The organism is Nonomuraea antimicrobica, assembly GCF_039536965.1.
GTDB lineage: Bacteria > Actinomycetota > Actinomycetes > Streptosporangiales > Streptosporangiaceae > Nonomuraea > Nonomuraea antimicrobica.
This window is the reverse complement of sequence record NZ_BAAAZP010000061.1, coordinates 18646-35147: the sequence shown is the minus strand read 5'-3', so window position 1 is coordinate 35147 and position 16502 is coordinate 18646. Positions and strand designations below refer to the sequence as shown.

The following is a 16502-nucleotide window of genomic DNA, read 5'->3' as shown; positions in this document are numbered from 1 at the left end:
AGCGGCTTGATCTCGCGAACCTTCTTGAAGGCCGCGTTGATCTCGTTGTGTTGATGTCTTCCTCGACTAACCATGTTCCAATCCTGCAACAGTGTTGCACGGTTAGAACGGCGTTTCCACCCTGGAGACCCAACTTGTTCAACCGCGCCCGGCCGCGCCGCCAGGTTTTACCTGCCCGTTGTCGAAGTACGCCGCCAGCTCCGCGTCCAGTTCCGGCACGTCGTACGGCCGTCCGCCGTCCCGTAGCGACATCGTGGCCAGGTAACCGGCGGCCACGCTCATCCGGGCCGCCACCGGCGAGGTGTCCGTGACCCCGCCCTCCCTGACGAACCTGAGGAACTCCGTCATGATCTCCACGTCCGCGCCCCCGTGCGTGCCCTGCGCCGCGGGCACCTTGTACGCGATGTCGCAGTCGCCGCGATACCCGGTGGGCCCGGTGTTCCAGACCTTGACCGTGTCCCCCGGCCCGTCGCCGAAGTTCTCCAGGCGGCCCTCGGTGCCGATGACCGTGTAGTTGCGGACGTAGTCGGGCGAGAAATGGCACTGCTGGTAGGCCGCGATGACCCCGTTGTCCAGGCGCATGTTCATGACCGAGACGTCCTCGACGTCCACGACGTGGTTCAGGTCCTTGCGGGCGGTGGGCGGCCACTCGTACTCCTGGAGCCAGCCGTCAGGACGCGGCGTGCCGGGCGCGCGGCGCGGCAGGTCACCGTGGAGCAGGAGGTCGCCGAAGGCGCTGACCCTCGTGGTGTAGCCGCCGGCCAGCCAGTGGATCACGTCGAGGTCGTGGCTGGCCTTCTGCAGCAGCAGGCCGGTGGTGCGGGTGCGGTCGGCGTGCCAGTCCTTGAAGTAGTAGTCGGTGCCGTAGGACACGAAGTGGCGTACCCAGACGGTCTTCGGCTCGCCGATGACGCCCTTGCCGATGATGTCGCGCATCAGCCGTACGACGCCCATGTGGCGCATGTTGTGGCCGACGTACAGACGGGTGCCGCTCTCGCGGGCGGCGCGCAGGATGTTGTCGCAGCCCTCCACCGTGATGGCCATCGGCTTCTCCAGGTAGACGGCCTTACCGGCCCGGAGGCACTCGACGGCGATCCGCTCGTGGGTGTCGTCGGGCGTGTTCACCACGATCGCGTCGAGGTCGTCGCGATCGAGCAGCGCGCGGTGGTCCTCGGTCAGGATCTCCGCCTCGAACTTGCCCGCCTGCCTCTTGAGCACGGCCGGATCGGAGTCGCACAGGGCCGCCACGACGGCCCCCTCGCCCGGCCGGTGCGCGGCCAGGGCGATGCTGGTGCGCAGGCCCAGGCCGATGACTCCGATGCGTAGGTCTTCCACTGGTGTCCTTTCCGAGGTCACTTCGAGCCGGGGGCCGCTGCGAGCTGGGCCACTTCGAGCCGGGCCGCTACGAACCGGGCCGCCCACGGCCGGGACGCGCCGAGGCCCATCCCATCACGTGCCCGTCGACCCGGACACGCGGGCTGCCCGACCGGCTCAGACCGACACGCCCTCGCACGACACGCCCAGGTGCCGGGGTTGCGTGAAGCGGAGCTGTGGGGGCACTTAAGAACTCCTCGATGGACACGTCCCCGGCGGAGCGGGCACAGTGCGTTAGGTTCGTAGAGGGGGAAGCGGAGCATGAAAGCGCTGGTCAAAGAGCGGGCCGAGCCTGGCCTGTGGCTGGTGGACGTGCCGGAGCCGGAGCTGGGCCCGGGCGAGGTGAAGATCCGGGTGCTGCGCACCGGCATTTGCGGCACCGACCTGCATATCCGGAAATTTGATGAGTGGGCGCGGCACACGCTGGAGCTCCCGCTCATCGTCGGGCACGAGTTCTCCGGCCACGTGGTCGAGGTGGCGCCCGGCGTCGAGGACATCTCCGTCGGCGACCTCGTCAGCGGCGAGGGCCACATCGTGTGCGGCAAGTGCCGCAACTGCATGGCCGGCCGCCGCCACCTGTGCCGCAACACGATCGGGCTCGGGGTCAACAGGGACGGCGCGTTCGCCGAGTACGTCACCCTGCCCGCCTCCAACGTCTGGGTGCACCGCGCCCCCGTGCACCCCGACGTGGCCGCCATCTTCGACCCGTTCGGCAACGCCGTGCACACCGCGCTGTCCTTCCCCCTCGTCGGCGAGGACGTCCTGATCACCGGCGCGGGCCCCATCGGCCTGATGGCCGCGGCCGTGGCCACGCACGTCGGCGCGCGCAACGTGATGATCACCGACGTCAGCGACGAGCGGCTCGAACTGGCCGGCAAGCTCGGCGTCTCCCTCGCCCTGAACGTCTCCCGCTCCTCCATCGCCGACGGCATGCGCCTGCTCCACCTGCGCGAGGGCTTCGACGTGGGGCTGGAGATGTCCGGCAACCCGACGGCCCTGCGCGACATGATCGCCGGCATGACCCACGGCGGGAAGATCGCCATGCTGGGGCTGCCGGCCGAGGAGTTCGCCGTCGACTGGTCCACGGTCGTGACGTCCATGCTCACGATCAAGGGCGTGTACGGCCGAGAGATGTACGAGACCTGGTACAACATGTCCGTCCTGCTGGAGAAGGGCCTCGACCTCTCCCCCGTGATCACCGACCGATTCCCGTACCGAGACTTCGACGCCGCCTTCGACACGGCCGCCAGCGGCCGGACCGGCAAGGTCATCCTGGATTGGAGCGCCTGATGTTCACGAACGTACGCCAGCAACTGCGTACGACGCTCGACGAGATCACCGAGGCCGGGCTGCTCAAGCCCGAACGCGTGATCTCCACCCCGCAGAGCGCCCAGGTGAGCGTGGCCGGTCGCGAGGTGCTGAACTTCTGCGCCAACAACTACCTGGGCCTGGCCGACGACCCCACGGTGGTCGAGGCCGCCAAGCAGGCGCTCGACCGGTGGGGGTTCGGCATGGCCTCCGTACGGTTCATCTGCGGCACCCAGGAGGTGCACAAGGAGCTGGAGTCCCGCCTGTCGGACTTCCTCGGGCAGGAGGACACCGTCCTCTACAGCTCCTGCTTCGACGCGAACGGCGGCGTCTTCGAGACCCTGCTCGACGCGCAGGACGCGGTGATCTCCGACGCGCTCAACCACGCCAGCATCATCGACGGCATCCGCCTGTCCAAGGCCCAGCGCCTGCGGTACGCCAACCGCGACATGTCCGAGCTGGAGGCGCGGCTGAAGGAGGCGTCCGAGGCGCGGCGGCGGCTGATCGTGACCGACGGCGTGTTCTCCATGGACGGATACCTGGCGCCGCTGCGGGAGATCTGCGACCTGGCCGAGCAGTACGACGCCATGGTCATGGTCGACGACTCCCACGCGGTCGGCTTCGTCGGACCGACCGGCCGTGGCACTCCGGAGCTGCACGGCGTACGCGACCGGGTCGACATCATCACCGGCACGCTGGGCAAGGCCCTGGGCGGGGCGAGCGGCGGCTACGTGGCGGCCCGCAAGGAGATCTGCGAGCTGCTGCGCCAGCGCTCGCGCCCGTACCTGTTCTCCAACTCCCTCGCCCCGGTCATCGCCGCGGCGTCGCTGCGCATCCTCGACCTGCTGGAGACCTCGGACGACGCCCGCGAACGGCTGCGCGCCAACACGGCCCGCTTCCGGGGTGAGATGGCCGAGGCCGGGTTCGACATCCTGCCCGGCGACCACCCGATCGTGCCCGTGATGATCGGCGACGCCGCCGAGGCCGCCGCCCTGGCCGAGCGCCTGCTCGACCTGGGCATCTACGTGATCGGCTTCTCCTACCCGGTCGTGCCGCACGGCCAGGCCCGCATCCGCGTGCAGCTCTCCGCCGCGCACTCGGCCGCGGACGTGGACCGCGCGGTACGGGCGTTCGTCCAGGCGAGGGGCTGAGCGTCTGCGCCGCGCGGTCATCCAGGCGAGAATCCGCGCGTTCGTCCAGGCGGGAGGCCGAGCGTCCACTCCGCGCGTTCGTCGCGGCGAGAAGCTGAGTATCCTCGCTGCGTGATAGACACGCGGCGGCTGCGCACGTTGCGCGCGGTGGCCGACCACGGCACGGTCACCGCCGCGGCGGCGGCGCTGCACCTCACGCCCTCCGCCGTGTCCCAGCAGCTCGTGGCGCTGGAGCACGAGGTGGGCCACCGCCTGTTCACGCGGGACGGCCGCGGGGTGCGGCTGACCGCGGTCGGCAAGATCATGCTCCAGCACGCCAACGAGGTGCTCGCCCAGCTCGAACGGGCCGAGGCCGAGGTCGCCGCGTACACGACGGGCGAGGCGGGCGAGGTCACCGTGGCCTGCTTCGCCACCGCGATCAGCGCCGTGCTCTCCCCCGCCATCGCCGCCCTGCGCGCCGCCTCCCCCGGCATCCGCGTACGCGTCCACGACGCCGAGGGTGACCAGGGCCTGGCCATGCTGCTCGACGGGCAGGCCGACCTGACCATCGCGGTCGAGTACCGGGGCGCCCCCGACGCGGCCGACCCCCGCCTGTCCCGCCGACCCCTGTACGCCGAGCCGTTCGACCTGGTGCTCCCCCGTGACCATCCGCTGGCGGGGGCAGCCACGCTGGTGTCGCTGGCCTCCGAGACCTGGATCGGCCCCCATCCGGGCAACCCGGTGCACGACGTGATCACGTTCGCGTGCCAGCAGGCGGGGTTCACGCCTGACCTGGTGCACTGCTCCGACGACTTCCGCGCCGTGGTGGCCCTGGTCGGGGCGGGTGCCGGGGTGGCGCTGGTGCCGCGGCTGGCGCTGCGCGACATGGCGCTGCCGGGGGTGGTGGTGCGGCACACGCCGGGTCCCGAGCGCCGGGTCTTCGCCGCCGTACGCCGTGGCTCCGACGCCCACCCCCTCCTGCGCCCGCTGCTGTCGGCACTCGGCACGGTGGCCGGCTCACTCGGGGTCACCGATCTTGGTGGGTAATGTGCCCATATGGGATTAGGCGTACCGTATCGGCGGCTTTTCGGCCTGCCCGGAGTCGCGGCGCAGGCCGTGCTCGGGTTCCTGGCGCAGCTCACGAAGCAGGTCGCGCCCGTCGGCATCGTGCTCGTGGTGGAGCGCGCGAGCGGCTCGCTGATCCTGGCGGGGGTGGTGGTGGCGGCGTTCTCCGCGGGGGCGGGCATGGGCAGGCCCGTGCAGGGGCGGCTCATGGACCGGCGTGGGGCCCGTCAGGTGCTCGCGGCCACGGCCCTGGCACATGTGGCGGCGCTCCTGGCGCTGATCTGGTGCGCCCAGCCCGGCCTGCCGTGGTGGCCCATGGTGGCGCTGGCCTGGGTGGCGGGCGCCGGGCTGCCGCCGATCTCCGTCAGCATGCGGGTCGAGTGGGGCCGCGCGATGGCCGCCGAAGGCCGTACGGCCGCCTACAGCCTGGTCTTCCTGGTGCAGGAGCTGGCCATGATGATCGGGCCGCTGCTGTTCGGGGTGCTGATCGCGGTGGCCACGTCGTCACTGGCGCTGGGCGTGGTCGCGGCGGCGGCCGGGGCCGGCACGCTGGCGTTCGCGTGGGCGCTGCGGGCGGGCGGCGACGGCTCCGCGCACGGGCGCGGACGGGTGTTCGCCGACCGCCGCATGGCGGTGCTGCTGGCCGTGGTGCTGCTGAACGGCGGCACCATGGGAGCGGTGCAGGTAGGCGTGCCCGCGCTGGCCACCGCGCGCGACATTCCCGCCGCGACCGGGCTGCTGGTGGCGGCGGTGTCGCTCGGCGGCATCGCAGGGGCCGCCGCGTACGGCGCCCGTACCTGGCGCTGGGCCGTCCCGGTGCGGCTGGTGGGGCTGCTGCTGGCGCTCGGGCTCGCGCTGGCGCCGCTGGTGCTGGTCGGCCCGCTGCCGCTGTTCTGGGCGGTGCTGTTCGCCGCTGGGCTGGCGCTCAATCCGGCGCTGACGACGGCCTCACTCCTGGTGGACGAGTACGCGCCCGGCGCGCAGGCCGAGGCGTTCGGCTGGGTCTCCACGGCGCTCGGGATGGGCAGCGCGGCGGGGTCGGCGGTGGCCGGGTTGGTCGGGGAGGGGTTCGGCCCGTCGGCGCCGTTCCTGGCGGCGGCGGCCTTCGCGCTGGTGGGCGCGGGGCTGGCGACCGTCCTGGTCAGGCGCGGGCCAGCTCGACTGCTGCCATGAAGCAGGCGTACGCGTCCAGCTCGGCCTCGACGGGCGCCAGCACGAACTCCCTGCCGACCTTCCCGATGGCCCCGCGCAGGGCCTTCGAGGCGCGCCGGGCCCTGCGCCGCCCGCCCGCCCAGGCCGCCAGCCTGGAGACCAGCGCGATCAGCACGCCCGCCAGCGCACCGCCCACGAGCAGCACCGTCGGCCACGGCACCATGCCGACGTGCGGGAGCGGCGGCTGCGGCAGGCGCAGGTAGTCCAGCGCGAACAGCACGCCCAGCCACCCCGCGCCGCCCACCATGCCCGCGAACACCAGCCACTGCAGGACGTTCACCACCCGCCACCACCTGGGCCGCCTCGTGGCGCCGGCCGAGGTCGTGGCCACCACGCGGTCCACCGCGTCGATCAGATCGTGGGCGCGCGACCTGGCCGCCTGCCGCACCGCCGCGGCCCACGGCCCCGGCAGCCCGGACGCGGCGGCCTCGCCGACGTCTCTGATCGCCGTGTCGACCTGCGCCCGCTGCCCGGCCGTCGCCGCCGGCACCGAGGTACGCGCGACGATCTCCCGATCGGGACGGCCCTCGGGCGTCGCGCCGCCGATGCGCAACCGGCGCAGCGGATCGGGACGGAACCTCCTGAGCCACCTGGTCACCGGCCACCCGGTGGCGACCACGGCCCGATGCCGGTGCCCCTTGGCCACGGCCTCCACGACCACCGGCACCCCGGCCGCCGCCCACAGGGCCCGGCTGAGCGCCCGCTCCATCCCCGCCATCGCCTTGGCACCGCCGCCGTCGGCCGCGCCTCCCGGAGAGCCCTCAGGAGGGCCGGCGGTCGCGAGGTGGTCGGCGGCGGCCGTGATGTCCGCGGCCAGGCGGGCCGACCAGGATCGGCGATCGGCGACCCGGTCCCCGAGGAGCGTGCGCAGCTCGTCCAGGCCCTGCCCCGTACGGGCCGAGACGGCGAGGAGCGGCACGCCGGTCAGTCCGTCGCCGGTCAGCAGGTGGCGCAGGTCGTCGAGGCAGCGCGCCGCCGCTCCCGCGGGCAGCCGGTCCACCTGGTTGAGCACCACCACCGTCACGTCGCGGTGCCCGGCCAGCGGGCGCAGGTAGCGTTCGTGCAGGGCGGCGTCGGCGTACTTCTGCGGATCGACCACCCAGACCAGCAGATCGACCAGCTCCACCAGGCGGTCCACCTCCAGCCTGTGGGACAGGCGGATGGAGTCGTGGTCGGGCAGGTCGAGCAGGACGAGCCCGGACAGCCCGGCGACGCCGTCGGCGGAGTGGCGGTGCGGGACGTCCAGCCAGTCGAGCAGCGGGCCCGCCCCCGCGCCGTCCCACAGGGCGGCCTGGGCGGTCGAGGTCGTGGGCCTGGTGACGCCCACAGCCGCCAGGTCCTGCCCGGCCAGGGCGTTGTAGAGGGAGGACTTGCCACTGCCGGTGGCCCCTGCCAGCGCGACGACGGTGTGGTCGAGTGACAGCTCGCGGCGCGCTCCGGCCCGTTCCGCGACCGTACGCGCGCCGGACACGGCCTGCTCGGACAGCCGCCCCTCGCCCAGGGCGGCCGCCTCCCGCAGGGCGGCGAGCCTGGCGTCGAGCGTGGGCCCCTCCTTGCGGCGCAGCAGCTTCACGGCCTCTCCTCAGGGGCGTCATCACTGGGGGCGGCGTCGCCCGGGGGCGGCAGCTCGGCCGTCACCGCCACGGGCAGCTCGGCGCGGTGCTCGCCGATGCGCAGGGCCGCCGCGCGCAGGGCGTCCGCCGTGCCGCTCGGCGGCTCGGCCGTCTCCAGTTGGGCCAGGAACCGATCCGACTCCTCCGCCAGCAGGTCACGCACGCGGTCTCGCAGGTCTTCCCTGGCCATCGCCGTCAGCGAACGCACCGCCTGGTCGCCGAACACCGCCTCCAGCAGCTTCTGCGACAACACGCTCGTCCCGCCCGCGATCCCCACCTCGATCCCGGTCAGCCCGCCCGTGGAGGCGAACACGCCCAGCATGAGCAGCAGCCCGGCCCCGTTCACGCCGAAGGAGGCCACCCGCGCGGCGGTGCGCCGCTCGGCGCCCTCCTCGCGCACCAGGTCGAGCACGAACGCCTGCCACCCCCGCACCGCCGCCTCGACCCGCGCGCCCAGGTCGCCCGAGGCCCGGCCGAGTCGGGCGGACTCGATGGGCCCGAGCCGGTCGAGCAGCCCTGGGCCGCCCGGCGCGGCCGACCAGCCCTCCAGGGCGCGCTCGGCGGCCCCGTCGGCGGCGCCCCTGATCAGGGTCCCGACCCCGCTCCCCAGGGCGTCTCTGAGCTGGGCCGCGGGCACCCGTCCAGTGAAGAAGCCGACGAGGCGATCGCGCAGGCGGCCCACGCGGGTCTCCAGCGAGCGCATGATGTCGCCGGTGCCGATGAAGTCCTGCCAGCGGGCCAGCACCTCGCCGCGCAGCAGCGACCCGTCACGCATGCCCTCGTCGAAGTCGGCCATCCCGCCCGCGTACGCGCCCCACACGATGGACCGCAGCCCCTCGAAGGCGCTCTGCTGGCGCTCGACCGCCACGGCCAGTGAGGGCACGCGGGTGGCCAGGCTGTCGAGCGCCCCGGACAACGTCTGGCGGACGACCCGCGACCGCTCGGCGGCGTCGGCGGCCAGCCCGGTCAGCCACGCGGAGATGGGCTCGACCACGGCGGCGGGCAGGCGGGCCTGCTCGTCGGGGAGCGCGGTCTCGGGGACGGTGAACAGCCGGGTGCCGTCGAGGCCGTTCTCGGTCAGGAGGCGGCCGAGGTCGCGCGAGACGGGCTCGACGGCCTCCGGCGGCACCCGGTCGAGGACGAGAGCCAGCGCGGTGCTGCGTTCGCGGGCCGAGCGCAGGAAGCTCCACGGCACCTCGTCGGCGTAGCGGGCGGCGGTCGTGACGAACAGCCACAGGTCGGCGGCGGCCAGCAACTGCGCGGCCAGCTCCCGGTTGGCGGTCACCACGGAGTCGATGTCGGGCGCGTCGAGCAGCGCGAGCCCGGCTCCGAGCGTGGCGGAGGTCACCACGCGCAGCGCGCCGGGGCCTTCGCCGGTGGCGCGGGACAGGCCGGGCAGCACGTTCTGGCCCATGAACCAGGAGCGGTCGGCCGGGCTGACCACGAGCGTGGGCACCAGGGTGGTGGGCCGCAGCACGCCCGGCTCCGCCACGTCGGCCCCGACCAGCGAGTTGACCAGCGTGGACTTGCCCGCCCCCGTCGATCCGCCGACGACGGCGAGCAGCGGCGCGTCGATGGCGCGCAACCGGGGCAGCAGGTAGTCGTCGAGCTGGCCGGTCAGCTCGCGCAGCGCGCGACGGTCGGCCGCGGCCTCGCCGACGGCCAGCGGGAACAGCTCCCGGTCGAGCGGCCTTCGCAGCGACTCGAGCGCGCCGAGCAGGTCCATGATTCCCACGCTACCCACGGGAGGCGGGGTTCAGCCCTCCGTGACGCCTGGTGACGCCTGCCGCCACGACGCCGCTCAGCCCTGAGGCGGCTCTCTGAGCACGTAGCCGACGCTGCGCAGGGTGTGGATGAGCCGCGGCTCGACGTCGTCCACCTTGCGCCTGAGGTACGACACGTACGACTCGACCACGCCCGCGTCGCCGCCGAAGTCGTAGTTCCAGACGTGATCGAGGATCTGCGCCTTCGACAACACGCGACCGGCGTTGACCATGAAGTAGTGCAGCAGCTTGAACTCCGTCGGCGAGAGCCGCACCTGCCGCCCGCCGCGCGAGACCTCGCGGGCGTCCTCGTCCAGCTCCAGGTCGGCGACCTTGAGCTTGCTGGCGGGCGCGACCTCCGCCCGCGTACGCCGCAGCACCGCCCGGATCCTGGCCTGCACCTCCTCCAGGCTGAACGGCTTGGTCACGTAGTCGTCCCCCACCCGCAGCCCCGCGATCTTGTCCTCGGTCGCCTCGCGGGCGGTCAGGAACAACACCGGCGCGTCGATGCGCTTGGCCACCTCGAACCCGTCCAGGTCGGGCAGCATCACGTCGAGCACCACGAGGTCGGGCGAGGCGCGGATGGCCACCTCCACGGCCTCCTCGCCGTCGGCGGCGGTGAGAACCTCGAACCCGGAGAAGCGCAGGCTGGCGGAGAGCAGATCCCTGATGCTGGGCTCGTCGTCGACTACCATGATCAGCGCTTCGGGTTTCGTCACCTCATTAGAGTGACTCAGGCACCTGAGGGTTTCCTGAAGGGCGACTGCAATTCGAGTGGGAGTCCGGCGGGCCCCGCGAGCGGGTTCAGTCGAGGGCGAGCGGGAGCTCGACGCGGAAGGTGGAGCCGTTCGCGACCGAGCTGTTCACGGTGACCGTGCCGCCGTGGGCCAGGACGAGGGCCCGCACGATGGCCAGGCCCAGCCCGCTGCCCCGGTCCTCGGCCGCGCGGCGGCGCGAGCGGGCCGAGTCGGCCCGGTAGAAGCGCTCGAAGACGTGCTCGGCCTGCTCGGGGGGCAGGCCGGGGCCGCTGTCGACGACCTCGACGAAGAGCCGGCCCGTGTGCGCCCCGGCCCGCACGATGATCGGGGAGCCGGGCTCGGTGTGCACGATGGCGTTGGTGACGAGGTTGCTGATGACCTGGCGCAGGCGTACCTCGTCGCCGGAGACGATCAGGGCCGCGCCGCCGACCACGTCCAGCTTGATCAGCCGGTCGGGGGCGAGGATCCGGGCGTCCTGCACGGCGTCGGCGGCCAGCGCCAGCATGTCCACGGGCTGCATCCGCAGCGGGCGCTGCTGGTCCACCCTGGCCAGCAGCAGCAGGTCGTCCACCAGCACGCTCATGCGGCCCGCGGCCTGCTCCACGCGCTGCATCAGCTCGGCGGGGTCGGCCTGCGGGTTCTGCCTGGCGTACTCGGCGAAGCCGCGGATCGAGGTCAGCGGGGTGCGCAGCTCGTGGGAGGCGTCGCCGACGAACTGCCGCATGCGGTCCTCAGAGCGGCGGGCCGCCGCCTCGGAGGCCGACCTGGCGGCGAAGGCGCTCTCGATCTGGGCCAGCATCCCGTTGAGCGACCTGGCCAGGCCGCCCACCTCGGTACGCGGGTCGCCGTCCGGCACCCGGCGGCCGAGCTGGCCCCCGGAGATGGCCTCGGCCGTACGCTCGATCTCGCCCAGCGGCCGCATGCTGCGCCTGACGATCGTGACGCCCGCCACGGCCAGGATGAGCAGGATCCCGCCGCCGCCCAGCAGCTCGATGAGCGCCAGGCGCCGGGTGATCGCGTCCACCTCCTCCAGGTCCACCGCGACCACGAGCGTGCTCCACTTCTTGTCGGTCTCCAGCACCCGCCACTCGCCGCCGCCCTGGACGGCGGGCGCGGTGTAGGGGTCGGATCCGGGCGACGGCGCCAGCACCGGCTTGGGCTTCAGGTCCACGTCGCGGTCGGTCAGCATCGGTACGAGGGCCCCGCCCGACTCCCTGACCAGGGCGATCGCGTCCGACTCGATGAGGATGGGCCGTTCCGCGGTCTCCCTGTCGTTCTTCCAGTCGCTCTTGACCTTCTTCTCCATGCGCGCGCTCAGCAGGACGAGCTGGCTGTCCACGCGGTCGAGGAGATAGCCGTGCAGCACCGAGACGCTCACCACGCCGATGAAGGACATGCCGATGCCGAGGAGCGCCAGCATCGACGCCATCAGCTTGACCCTCAGCGGCAGGCCGCGCATTAGGGACCCGGCGGCAGACGCAGCACGTAACCCACACCGCGCAGGGTGTGGATGAGCCGCGGGCTCCGGTTGTCGATCTTCCGGCGGAGCACGGACACGTACGACTCGACGATGCCCACCTCGCCCCGGAAGTCGTAGTCCCACACGTGGTCGAGGATCTGCGGCTTGGACAGGACCCGGCCCGCGTTCGTCATGAAGTAGCGCAGGAGCTTGAACTCGGTCGGCGACAGCGCCACGGCGTTGCCGCCGCGCCACACCTCGTGGCTCTCCTCGTCCAGCTCGATGTCGGCGAACGTCAGCCTGGGCGGGGCCGCCTGTGACTCCCCGCTCGTACGGCGCAGCACGGCGTGGATCCTGGCGACCACCTCCTCCAGGCTGAACGGCTTGGTCACGTAGTCGTCGCCGCCGATCGTGAGGCCGCGGATCTTGTCCTCGGTCTCGTCACGGGCGGTCAGGAACACCACCGGCGTGTGCAACCCGCCGCCGCGCAGCCGCTTGACGATCTCGAAACCGTCGAGGTCGGGCAGCATGACGTCGAGCACGACGAGGTCGGGGCGGTGGCGTTGGACCGCGGCGACGGCGTCGAGGCCGCTCTTCGCCGTGGTCACGTCGAAACCCGCGAACCTCAGGCTCGCGGCGAGGAGTTCGAGGATGTTGGGGTCGTCCTCGACTATCAGCAGGTGTGATTCCATCACATCCAAGGATGCCCTCATCGGACGAGTGCTGGGACAATTCCGGCAATGTGCCGGGCAATGGCCAGACTTGAGGTGGCCGCGGGCGAGGGCGCGTTGCGTACGAGGACGACCTGGCCGTGCACGTCCACCACGAAGTCGTCCACGAGGCGGCCGTCCCTGGCCACCGCCTGGGCGCGAACGCCGCCGGGGGCACGTTCCAGGTCGGCGGCGGTCAGTTCGGGCACGTAACGGCGGGCGCCCTTGAGGAACGCGCTCTTGGCGAGGGAGCCGTAGACCTCCTTGAGCCCGGTACGCCAGTGGGCCCTGGCCATGCGGAGGGTGCCCGGCCAACCAAGAATTTGCCGAAAATTACGGAAATTTCGTCTTTTATAGCCTTCGTACGCCAGGGCGAGTACCGCGTTCGGCCCCACCAGCACACCCCCGCCGATCTGCCGCGTCAGGTGCACCCCCAGGAACGGGTACCGGGGGTCGGGCACGGGGTAGATCAGCCCGCGCACCAGGTCCCTGGCGGCGCCCCTGAGCGCGTAGAACTCTCCCCTGAACGGGACGATCCGCACGTCACCCGCCGCCCCGGTCATCCCGGCCACCGCGTCGGTGCCCAGGCCCGCGCACACCACCAGGCGGTCGAAGGCGAACCTGCGCCGCCCCGCCAGCACCTCGACCTTGCCGGACCGTTCCCTGATCGCCCTGACCGGGTGCCCGGTGCGTACGGAGCCGCCCAGCTCGGCGACGTCCTGGGCGAGCCGCGCCGCGACGGCCGGGAAATCGCAGATCGCGGTGTGCGGCGAGTGGACGGCGCCGACGCCGACCGCGTGCGGCTCGACCTCGCGCAGCGCGAGCGCGTCCAGCTCGGCGATGCCCGGCACGCCGTTGGCCCGCGCCCGCTCGGCCAGCGCGTTCAGCAGCGGGCGCTCGGCGTGGGTGCTCGCCACGACCAGCTTGCCGACCTCGTGGTACGGCAGGTCGTGCGCGGCGCAGTACTCCTTGAGCAGCGCCACGCCCTCCCGGCAGAGCCTGGCCTTGAGCGAGCCCGGCGGGTAGTAGATGCCCGCGTGCACGACGCCGCTGTTGTGCCCGGTCTGGTGGGCGCCGACACGGCCCTCCTTCTCCAGCACGGTGACCTCGGCGCCCCTGGCCGCGGCCAGCTCGCGCGCCACCGCCAGGCCGACGATGCCCGCACCCACGACTCCTATCTTTTCCGTCACATGACGATTTTCCGGCTTACCGGCCTTCCCCGCCATATCTGGGCGAATCGAACATGAGTACGATGTCCCCATGTACGTCCCGCCGGAGTGGCCTCCCGAGGTCCGCCCGCCCAGCGTGCCCGATTGGGAGACCTCGGCCGTGGCCTGGCTGCTCGACGCGGTGCCGCCGGACTACCGGGCGTACGAGGTGCTCAGGCGGCACCCGGTGGCGCTGGCCGCCATGGCCCGCCACCACGTCAGATCGGCCATCGAGGCGGCCCGCGCCGGTTACCGGGCGGCGGCCGTCGACCTCAAGGGCCACCTGCCGCCGCACGCCGTCGAGGCGGTGCTCGACACGTACCGGGAGGAAGGCCCCCGGCTGGTGCGGCTGTCGCGCTCGGTCGAGGTGGTCGAACGCGCCCTGCGCGGCGACCTCTTCACCGCCGCCATGCGCCGCACACCCTGACCACCCCGGCGACGGTCAGCGGGTACGCCGGGCCAGGAACGTGATCACACCGATCGCGCCCACCGCCGCGGCCAGCCAGATGACCACGTTCCGCACGGTCAGCCCGCCCGAGCCGGCGGCCGGCGCGGCTGCGGCGCTCTCGTCGGCGCTCTCGTCGGCGGCGCCCGTCTCGTCGGCGGCCGCGGCCGGGCTGGGCGTGGCGGACGGCGTGGCCCCCGCCCCGCCGGGGATCGGCACCCGGTAGACCGGGCTGTCCGGCCCCTCCGACCCGGTGAGCAGCGCCTTCCCGTCGGCCGTGTAGGCGATCGACTCGGCCTGCTTCAACTCCGGCATCGTCACCCTGGCGAGGGTCTCGCCCGAGGGCCGGTAGAGGGTGGCGGAGAAGTACGTCCTGATCACGTAGGACGAGCCGTCGGGCGCGTAGGCGGCGTCGGTGGCCATGATGGGCGCGTTGCCCACCTTGCGCAGCACGTTGACCCGGTCGGTACGCAGCGTCTTCGGCGCCTCGTAGACCGACCCGGCGAACTCCTTGGACACCACGTAGAGCCGCCCGGTCTTCGGGTGGACCATGATGCCCTCCGCGTTGCGGGCACCGTCGGCGTACCGGAAGCGGTAGCGGACGGCGGGCACCGTGGCGTCGCGGAGCGTGCGGGGCTCGGTCACCTTGTACACGGAGACGTTCGGCCACGCGCCGTCGAGGTTGTCGCCGATGTCGGCGAACCAGAGCACGCCCCGCCCCGTCCGCGGGTCTCTGGTCGCCGCCATGCCCTCCCAGTCGCGGGCCTCCGCCCCACGCACCTGGAAGGTGGCGAGCGTGCGTCCGTCGCCGTCCACGGCGTAGAACGTCGGAGCGGCGGCGCTGTCGTTGTGCGTGTAGTAGACCCCGTCGCGCGTCGGCGACACGGCCAGCCCGCTCGACTCCGTGATCCGCGAATCCTTGAAGGTGAACAGCCGCTCCGCCCCGTCGTCGTCCGCCGCGAAGGCCGGAGCGGCAGGCCACAGGCAGACGGCCGCCACGACGGCGAGCATCCTGGTCACGAAGTCCCCCACGCCGCCATCATGCACCACCCGCGAACGTGCCAGGGCGGGCGACGCCTCACGCGGCGCTGGTGCCGGTGACCGCCCGCGCGCCCACCTTGGCGCTGTGGCGGCGGAACCCGAGGCCCTGCAGCACGACCAGCAGCCCGTTGGCCGCCGCCAAGGCCGTCCACAGCCCGGTGATCCCCCAGGTCCTGGCGACCGGTACGGCCGCCAGGACGAGCAGGCCGTAGGCGACGGCGAAGTTCAGCAGGCCGGCCGCCGACCGCTTGAGGGCGGTGAGCCCGGTGCCCTGCACCGCCTGCGCGGCGTCGAACGCCGCGGACAGCAACATCAGCGGCAGCAGCGCGTACACCCGATCCCGCACCGCCACGTCGTCGCTGAACAGCACCAGCAGGTGCCTGCCGAACCCGAGCAGCAGGGCGGCCACCACCAGCGTCCCCGACACGGCGAGCAGGACCGCGGTGCGGTGGGCCCGCCGCGCCCCCGCGGGGTCGGCGGCGCGGGCCACCTCGGGCACCGCGGCCTGGCCGACGGACAGTGAGGTGAGCATGATGAAGCCGGTCAGCAGCGACAGCACCGCGTGGGCGGCGGTGTCACGGGTGCCCGTGGCGCCGGCCGCGAAGGTCACCACCCCCAACACGGCGAACTTGATGAGCACGGTGCCCGCCAGCGGGACGCTGACCTTCGCCAGTTCGGCGATCTCGCGCATCCTGGGCCGTCCCTGGCCGATGGGCCGTCCGATCGCGCGGCGCAGGTTCCAGCTCGCCACGGCCGCCGACGCGGCGCCCGAGACCACCCAGGCGATCCCCACCCCCAGCAGGCCCAGCGGGGGCACCAGCGTGGCGCTGAGCGCGCCCAGCCCCACCCCGAAGGCCAGGGTGGGCCAGAGCACGTTGCGGCTGCGCCCGAGGGCGATCAGGATCGTGCTCGCACCGCCGGTGGAGGCGAAGATCACGAGATAGCCGGCCAGGAAGCACGGCAGGAGGCCCAGCTCGCGTACTACCTCGGGCGGCACCCCCGCGGCCCCGGCGATCAGCGGCACGCAGAGCAGCACGAGGGCGCCCACCGTGCCCGTGGCGAGGCTGAGCCAGCGCGCGTCGCGCACCACCGGCACGGCCGCCGCGGGCTCGTCCCTGAAGGGCGCGACGAACGGCCCGAGCCCGCGCAGCGCACCCTGGACGGCCGCGCTCGCGGGGTTGAGCACCGCGGTCGCCACGGCGAAGGCGGCCAGGGTGACCGTGTCGTGCTGACCGAGCACCGAGGTGACCGTCAGCGAGCCCACCATGCCCGCGATCATCGCCAGGCAGATCGGCAGCGCTGTCCTGAGCAGGGCGATCACGTAGAACGGGGCAATGGGGGCCGGGCGCTCACGTCGTCCGAGATCATGAAGCGAGTCTATGGCCTGGAGCACACTCCAGGTCCTTAGGGTTGAGT

At 72.8% G+C, this 16502-nt stretch carries 14 protein-coding genes; 5 read left to right on the top strand and 9 right to left on the bottom strand.

The window, feature by feature from the left end:
* Positions 1 to 138: 138 nt before the first annotated feature.
* A complete protein-coding gene (locus ABD844_RS16290; protein WP_344877712.1) occupies positions 139 to 1335 on the bottom strand; it encodes a Gfo/Idh/MocA family protein in 1197 nt (398 codons plus the stop codon).
* A gap of 300 nt (positions 1336 to 1635) precedes the next feature.
* Here ABD844_RS16290 and tdh point away from each other — a divergent pair, with 300 nt between their 5' ends.
* From tdh to ABD844_RS16270, 4 genes are all read left to right on the top strand, one after another.
* The gene (gene tdh / locus ABD844_RS16285; protein WP_344877711.1) at positions 1636 to 2664 is read left to right on the top strand and encodes an L-threonine 3-dehydrogenase; all 1029 of its coding nucleotides are present in this window, start codon (positions 1636 to 1638) and stop codon (positions 2662 to 2664) included.
* Positions 2664 to 3833 (top strand): glycine C-acetyltransferase, encoded by a 1170-nt coding sequence (locus ABD844_RS16280; RefSeq protein WP_344877710.1) that lies wholly within the window; start codon positions 2664 to 2666, stop codon positions 3831 to 3833. Before tdh ends, ABD844_RS16280 begins: the two co-directional genes overlap by 1 nt.
* Before the next feature lie 111 nt (positions 3834 to 3944).
* Positions 3945 to 4859 (top strand): LysR family transcriptional regulator, encoded by a 915-nt coding sequence (locus ABD844_RS16275; RefSeq protein ID WP_344877708.1) that lies wholly within the window; start codon positions 3945 to 3947, stop codon positions 4857 to 4859.
* Between the two features lie 9 nt (positions 4860 to 4868).
* Positions 4869 to 6050, top strand: a complete 1182-nt coding sequence (locus tag ABD844_RS16270) for an MFS transporter (protein ID WP_344877706.1) — start codon at positions 4869 to 4871, stop codon at positions 6048 to 6050.
* On the opposite strand, the gene ABD844_RS16265 is transcribed toward ABD844_RS16270, so the two are convergent.
* The 6 genes from ABD844_RS16265 to lhgO form a co-directional block, all read right to left on the bottom strand.
* Positions 6019 to 7662, bottom strand: coding sequence for a YfjP family GTPase (locus ABD844_RS16265; protein WP_344877704.1), 1644 nt, complete (start codon positions 7660 to 7662; stop codon positions 6019 to 6021). The genes ABD844_RS16270 and ABD844_RS16265 overlap by 32 nt on opposite strands.
* Positions 7659 to 9428 carry an ABC transporter gene (locus ABD844_RS16260; RefSeq protein WP_344877702.1) on the bottom strand — a complete coding sequence of 590 codons (1770 nt, stop codon included), beginning with the start codon at positions 9426 to 9428 and terminating at the stop codon, positions 7659 to 7661. The genes ABD844_RS16265 and ABD844_RS16260 overlap by 4 nt, the downstream gene beginning before the upstream one ends.
* A 75-nt stretch (positions 9429 to 9503) precedes the next feature.
* The gene (locus tag ABD844_RS16255) at positions 9504 to 10160 is read right to left on the bottom strand and encodes a response regulator transcription factor (RefSeq protein WP_344877740.1); all 657 of its coding nucleotides are present in this window, start codon (positions 10158 to 10160) and stop codon (positions 9504 to 9506) included.
* Between the two features lie 109 nt (positions 10161 to 10269).
* Positions 10270 to 11652 carry a HAMP domain-containing sensor histidine kinase gene (locus ABD844_RS16250; protein ID WP_344877700.1) on the bottom strand — a complete coding sequence of 461 codons (1383 nt, stop codon included), beginning with the start codon at positions 11650 to 11652 and terminating at the stop codon, positions 10270 to 10272.
* Between the two features lie 29 nt (positions 11653 to 11681).
* On the bottom strand, positions 11682 to 12374 hold the full coding sequence (locus ABD844_RS16245) for a response regulator transcription factor (RefSeq protein ID WP_344877698.1): 693 nt from the start codon (positions 12372 to 12374) through the stop codon (positions 11682 to 11684).
* A 17-nt stretch (positions 12375 to 12391) separates the two neighbouring features.
* Positions 12392 to 13618 carry an L-2-hydroxyglutarate oxidase gene (gene lhgO, locus ABD844_RS16240; RefSeq protein ID WP_425568582.1) on the bottom strand — a complete coding sequence of 409 codons (1227 nt, stop codon included), beginning with the start codon at positions 13616 to 13618 and terminating at the stop codon, positions 12392 to 12394.
* A gap of 34 nt (positions 13619 to 13652) precedes the next feature.
* Here lhgO and ABD844_RS16235 point away from each other — a divergent pair, with 34 nt between their 5' ends.
* On the top strand, positions 13653 to 14027 hold the full coding sequence (locus ABD844_RS16235) for a hypothetical protein (protein ID WP_344877694.1): 375 nt from the start codon (positions 13653 to 13655) through the stop codon (positions 14025 to 14027).
* A 15-nt stretch (positions 14028 to 14042) separates the two neighbouring features.
* On the opposite strand, the gene ABD844_RS16230 is transcribed toward ABD844_RS16235, so the two are convergent.
* Together ABD844_RS16230 and ABD844_RS16225 are read right to left on the bottom strand one after the other, a co-directional pair.
* Entirely contained in the window at positions 14043 to 15077 is a 1035-nt protein-coding gene (locus ABD844_RS16230) for a hypothetical protein (protein WP_344877692.1), read from the bottom strand.
* 46 nt (positions 15078 to 15123) lie between these two features.
* Complete coding sequence (locus ABD844_RS16225) at positions 15124 to 16479, bottom strand: MATE family efflux transporter (RefSeq protein ID WP_344877689.1); 1356 nt, start codon at positions 16477 to 16479, stop codon at positions 15124 to 15126.
* Positions 16480 to 16502: the final 23 nt, after the last annotated feature.

Excerpts from the sequence above, each read along its gene's own strand:
- ABD844_RS16255 (WP_344877740.1), bottom strand. The coding sequence starts at position 10,160 with ATGGTAGTCGACGACGAGCCCAGCATCAGGGATCTGCTCTCCGCCAGC.
- tdh (WP_344877711.1), top strand. The coding sequence starts at position 1,636 with ATGAAAGCGCTGGTCAAAGAGCGGGCCGAGCCTGGCCTGTGGCTGGTG.
- ABD844_RS16235 (WP_344877694.1), top strand. The coding sequence starts at position 13,653 with ATGTACGTCCCGCCGGAGTGGCCTCCCGAGGTCCGCCCGCCCAGCGTG.
- ABD844_RS16280 (WP_344877710.1), top strand. The coding sequence starts at position 2,664 with ATGTTCACGAACGTACGCCAGCAACTGCGTACGACGCTCGACGAGATC.
- lhgO (WP_425568582.1), bottom strand. The coding sequence starts at position 13,618 with ATGGCGGGGAAGGCCGGTAAGCCGGAAAATCGTCATGTGACGGAAAAG.
- ABD844_RS16250 (WP_344877700.1), bottom strand. The coding sequence starts at position 11,652 with ATGGCGTCGATGCTGGCGCTCCTCGGCATCGGCATGTCCTTCATCGGC.
- ABD844_RS16270 (WP_344877706.1), top strand. The coding sequence starts at position 4,869 with ATGGGATTAGGCGTACCGTATCGGCGGCTTTTCGGCCTGCCCGGAGTC.
- ABD844_RS16245 (WP_344877698.1), bottom strand. The coding sequence starts at position 12,374 with ATGGAATCACACCTGCTGATAGTCGAGGACGACCCCAACATCCTCGAA.
- ABD844_RS16260 (WP_344877702.1), bottom strand. The coding sequence starts at position 9,428 with ATGGACCTGCTCGGCGCGCTCGAGTCGCTGCGAAGGCCGCTCGACCGG.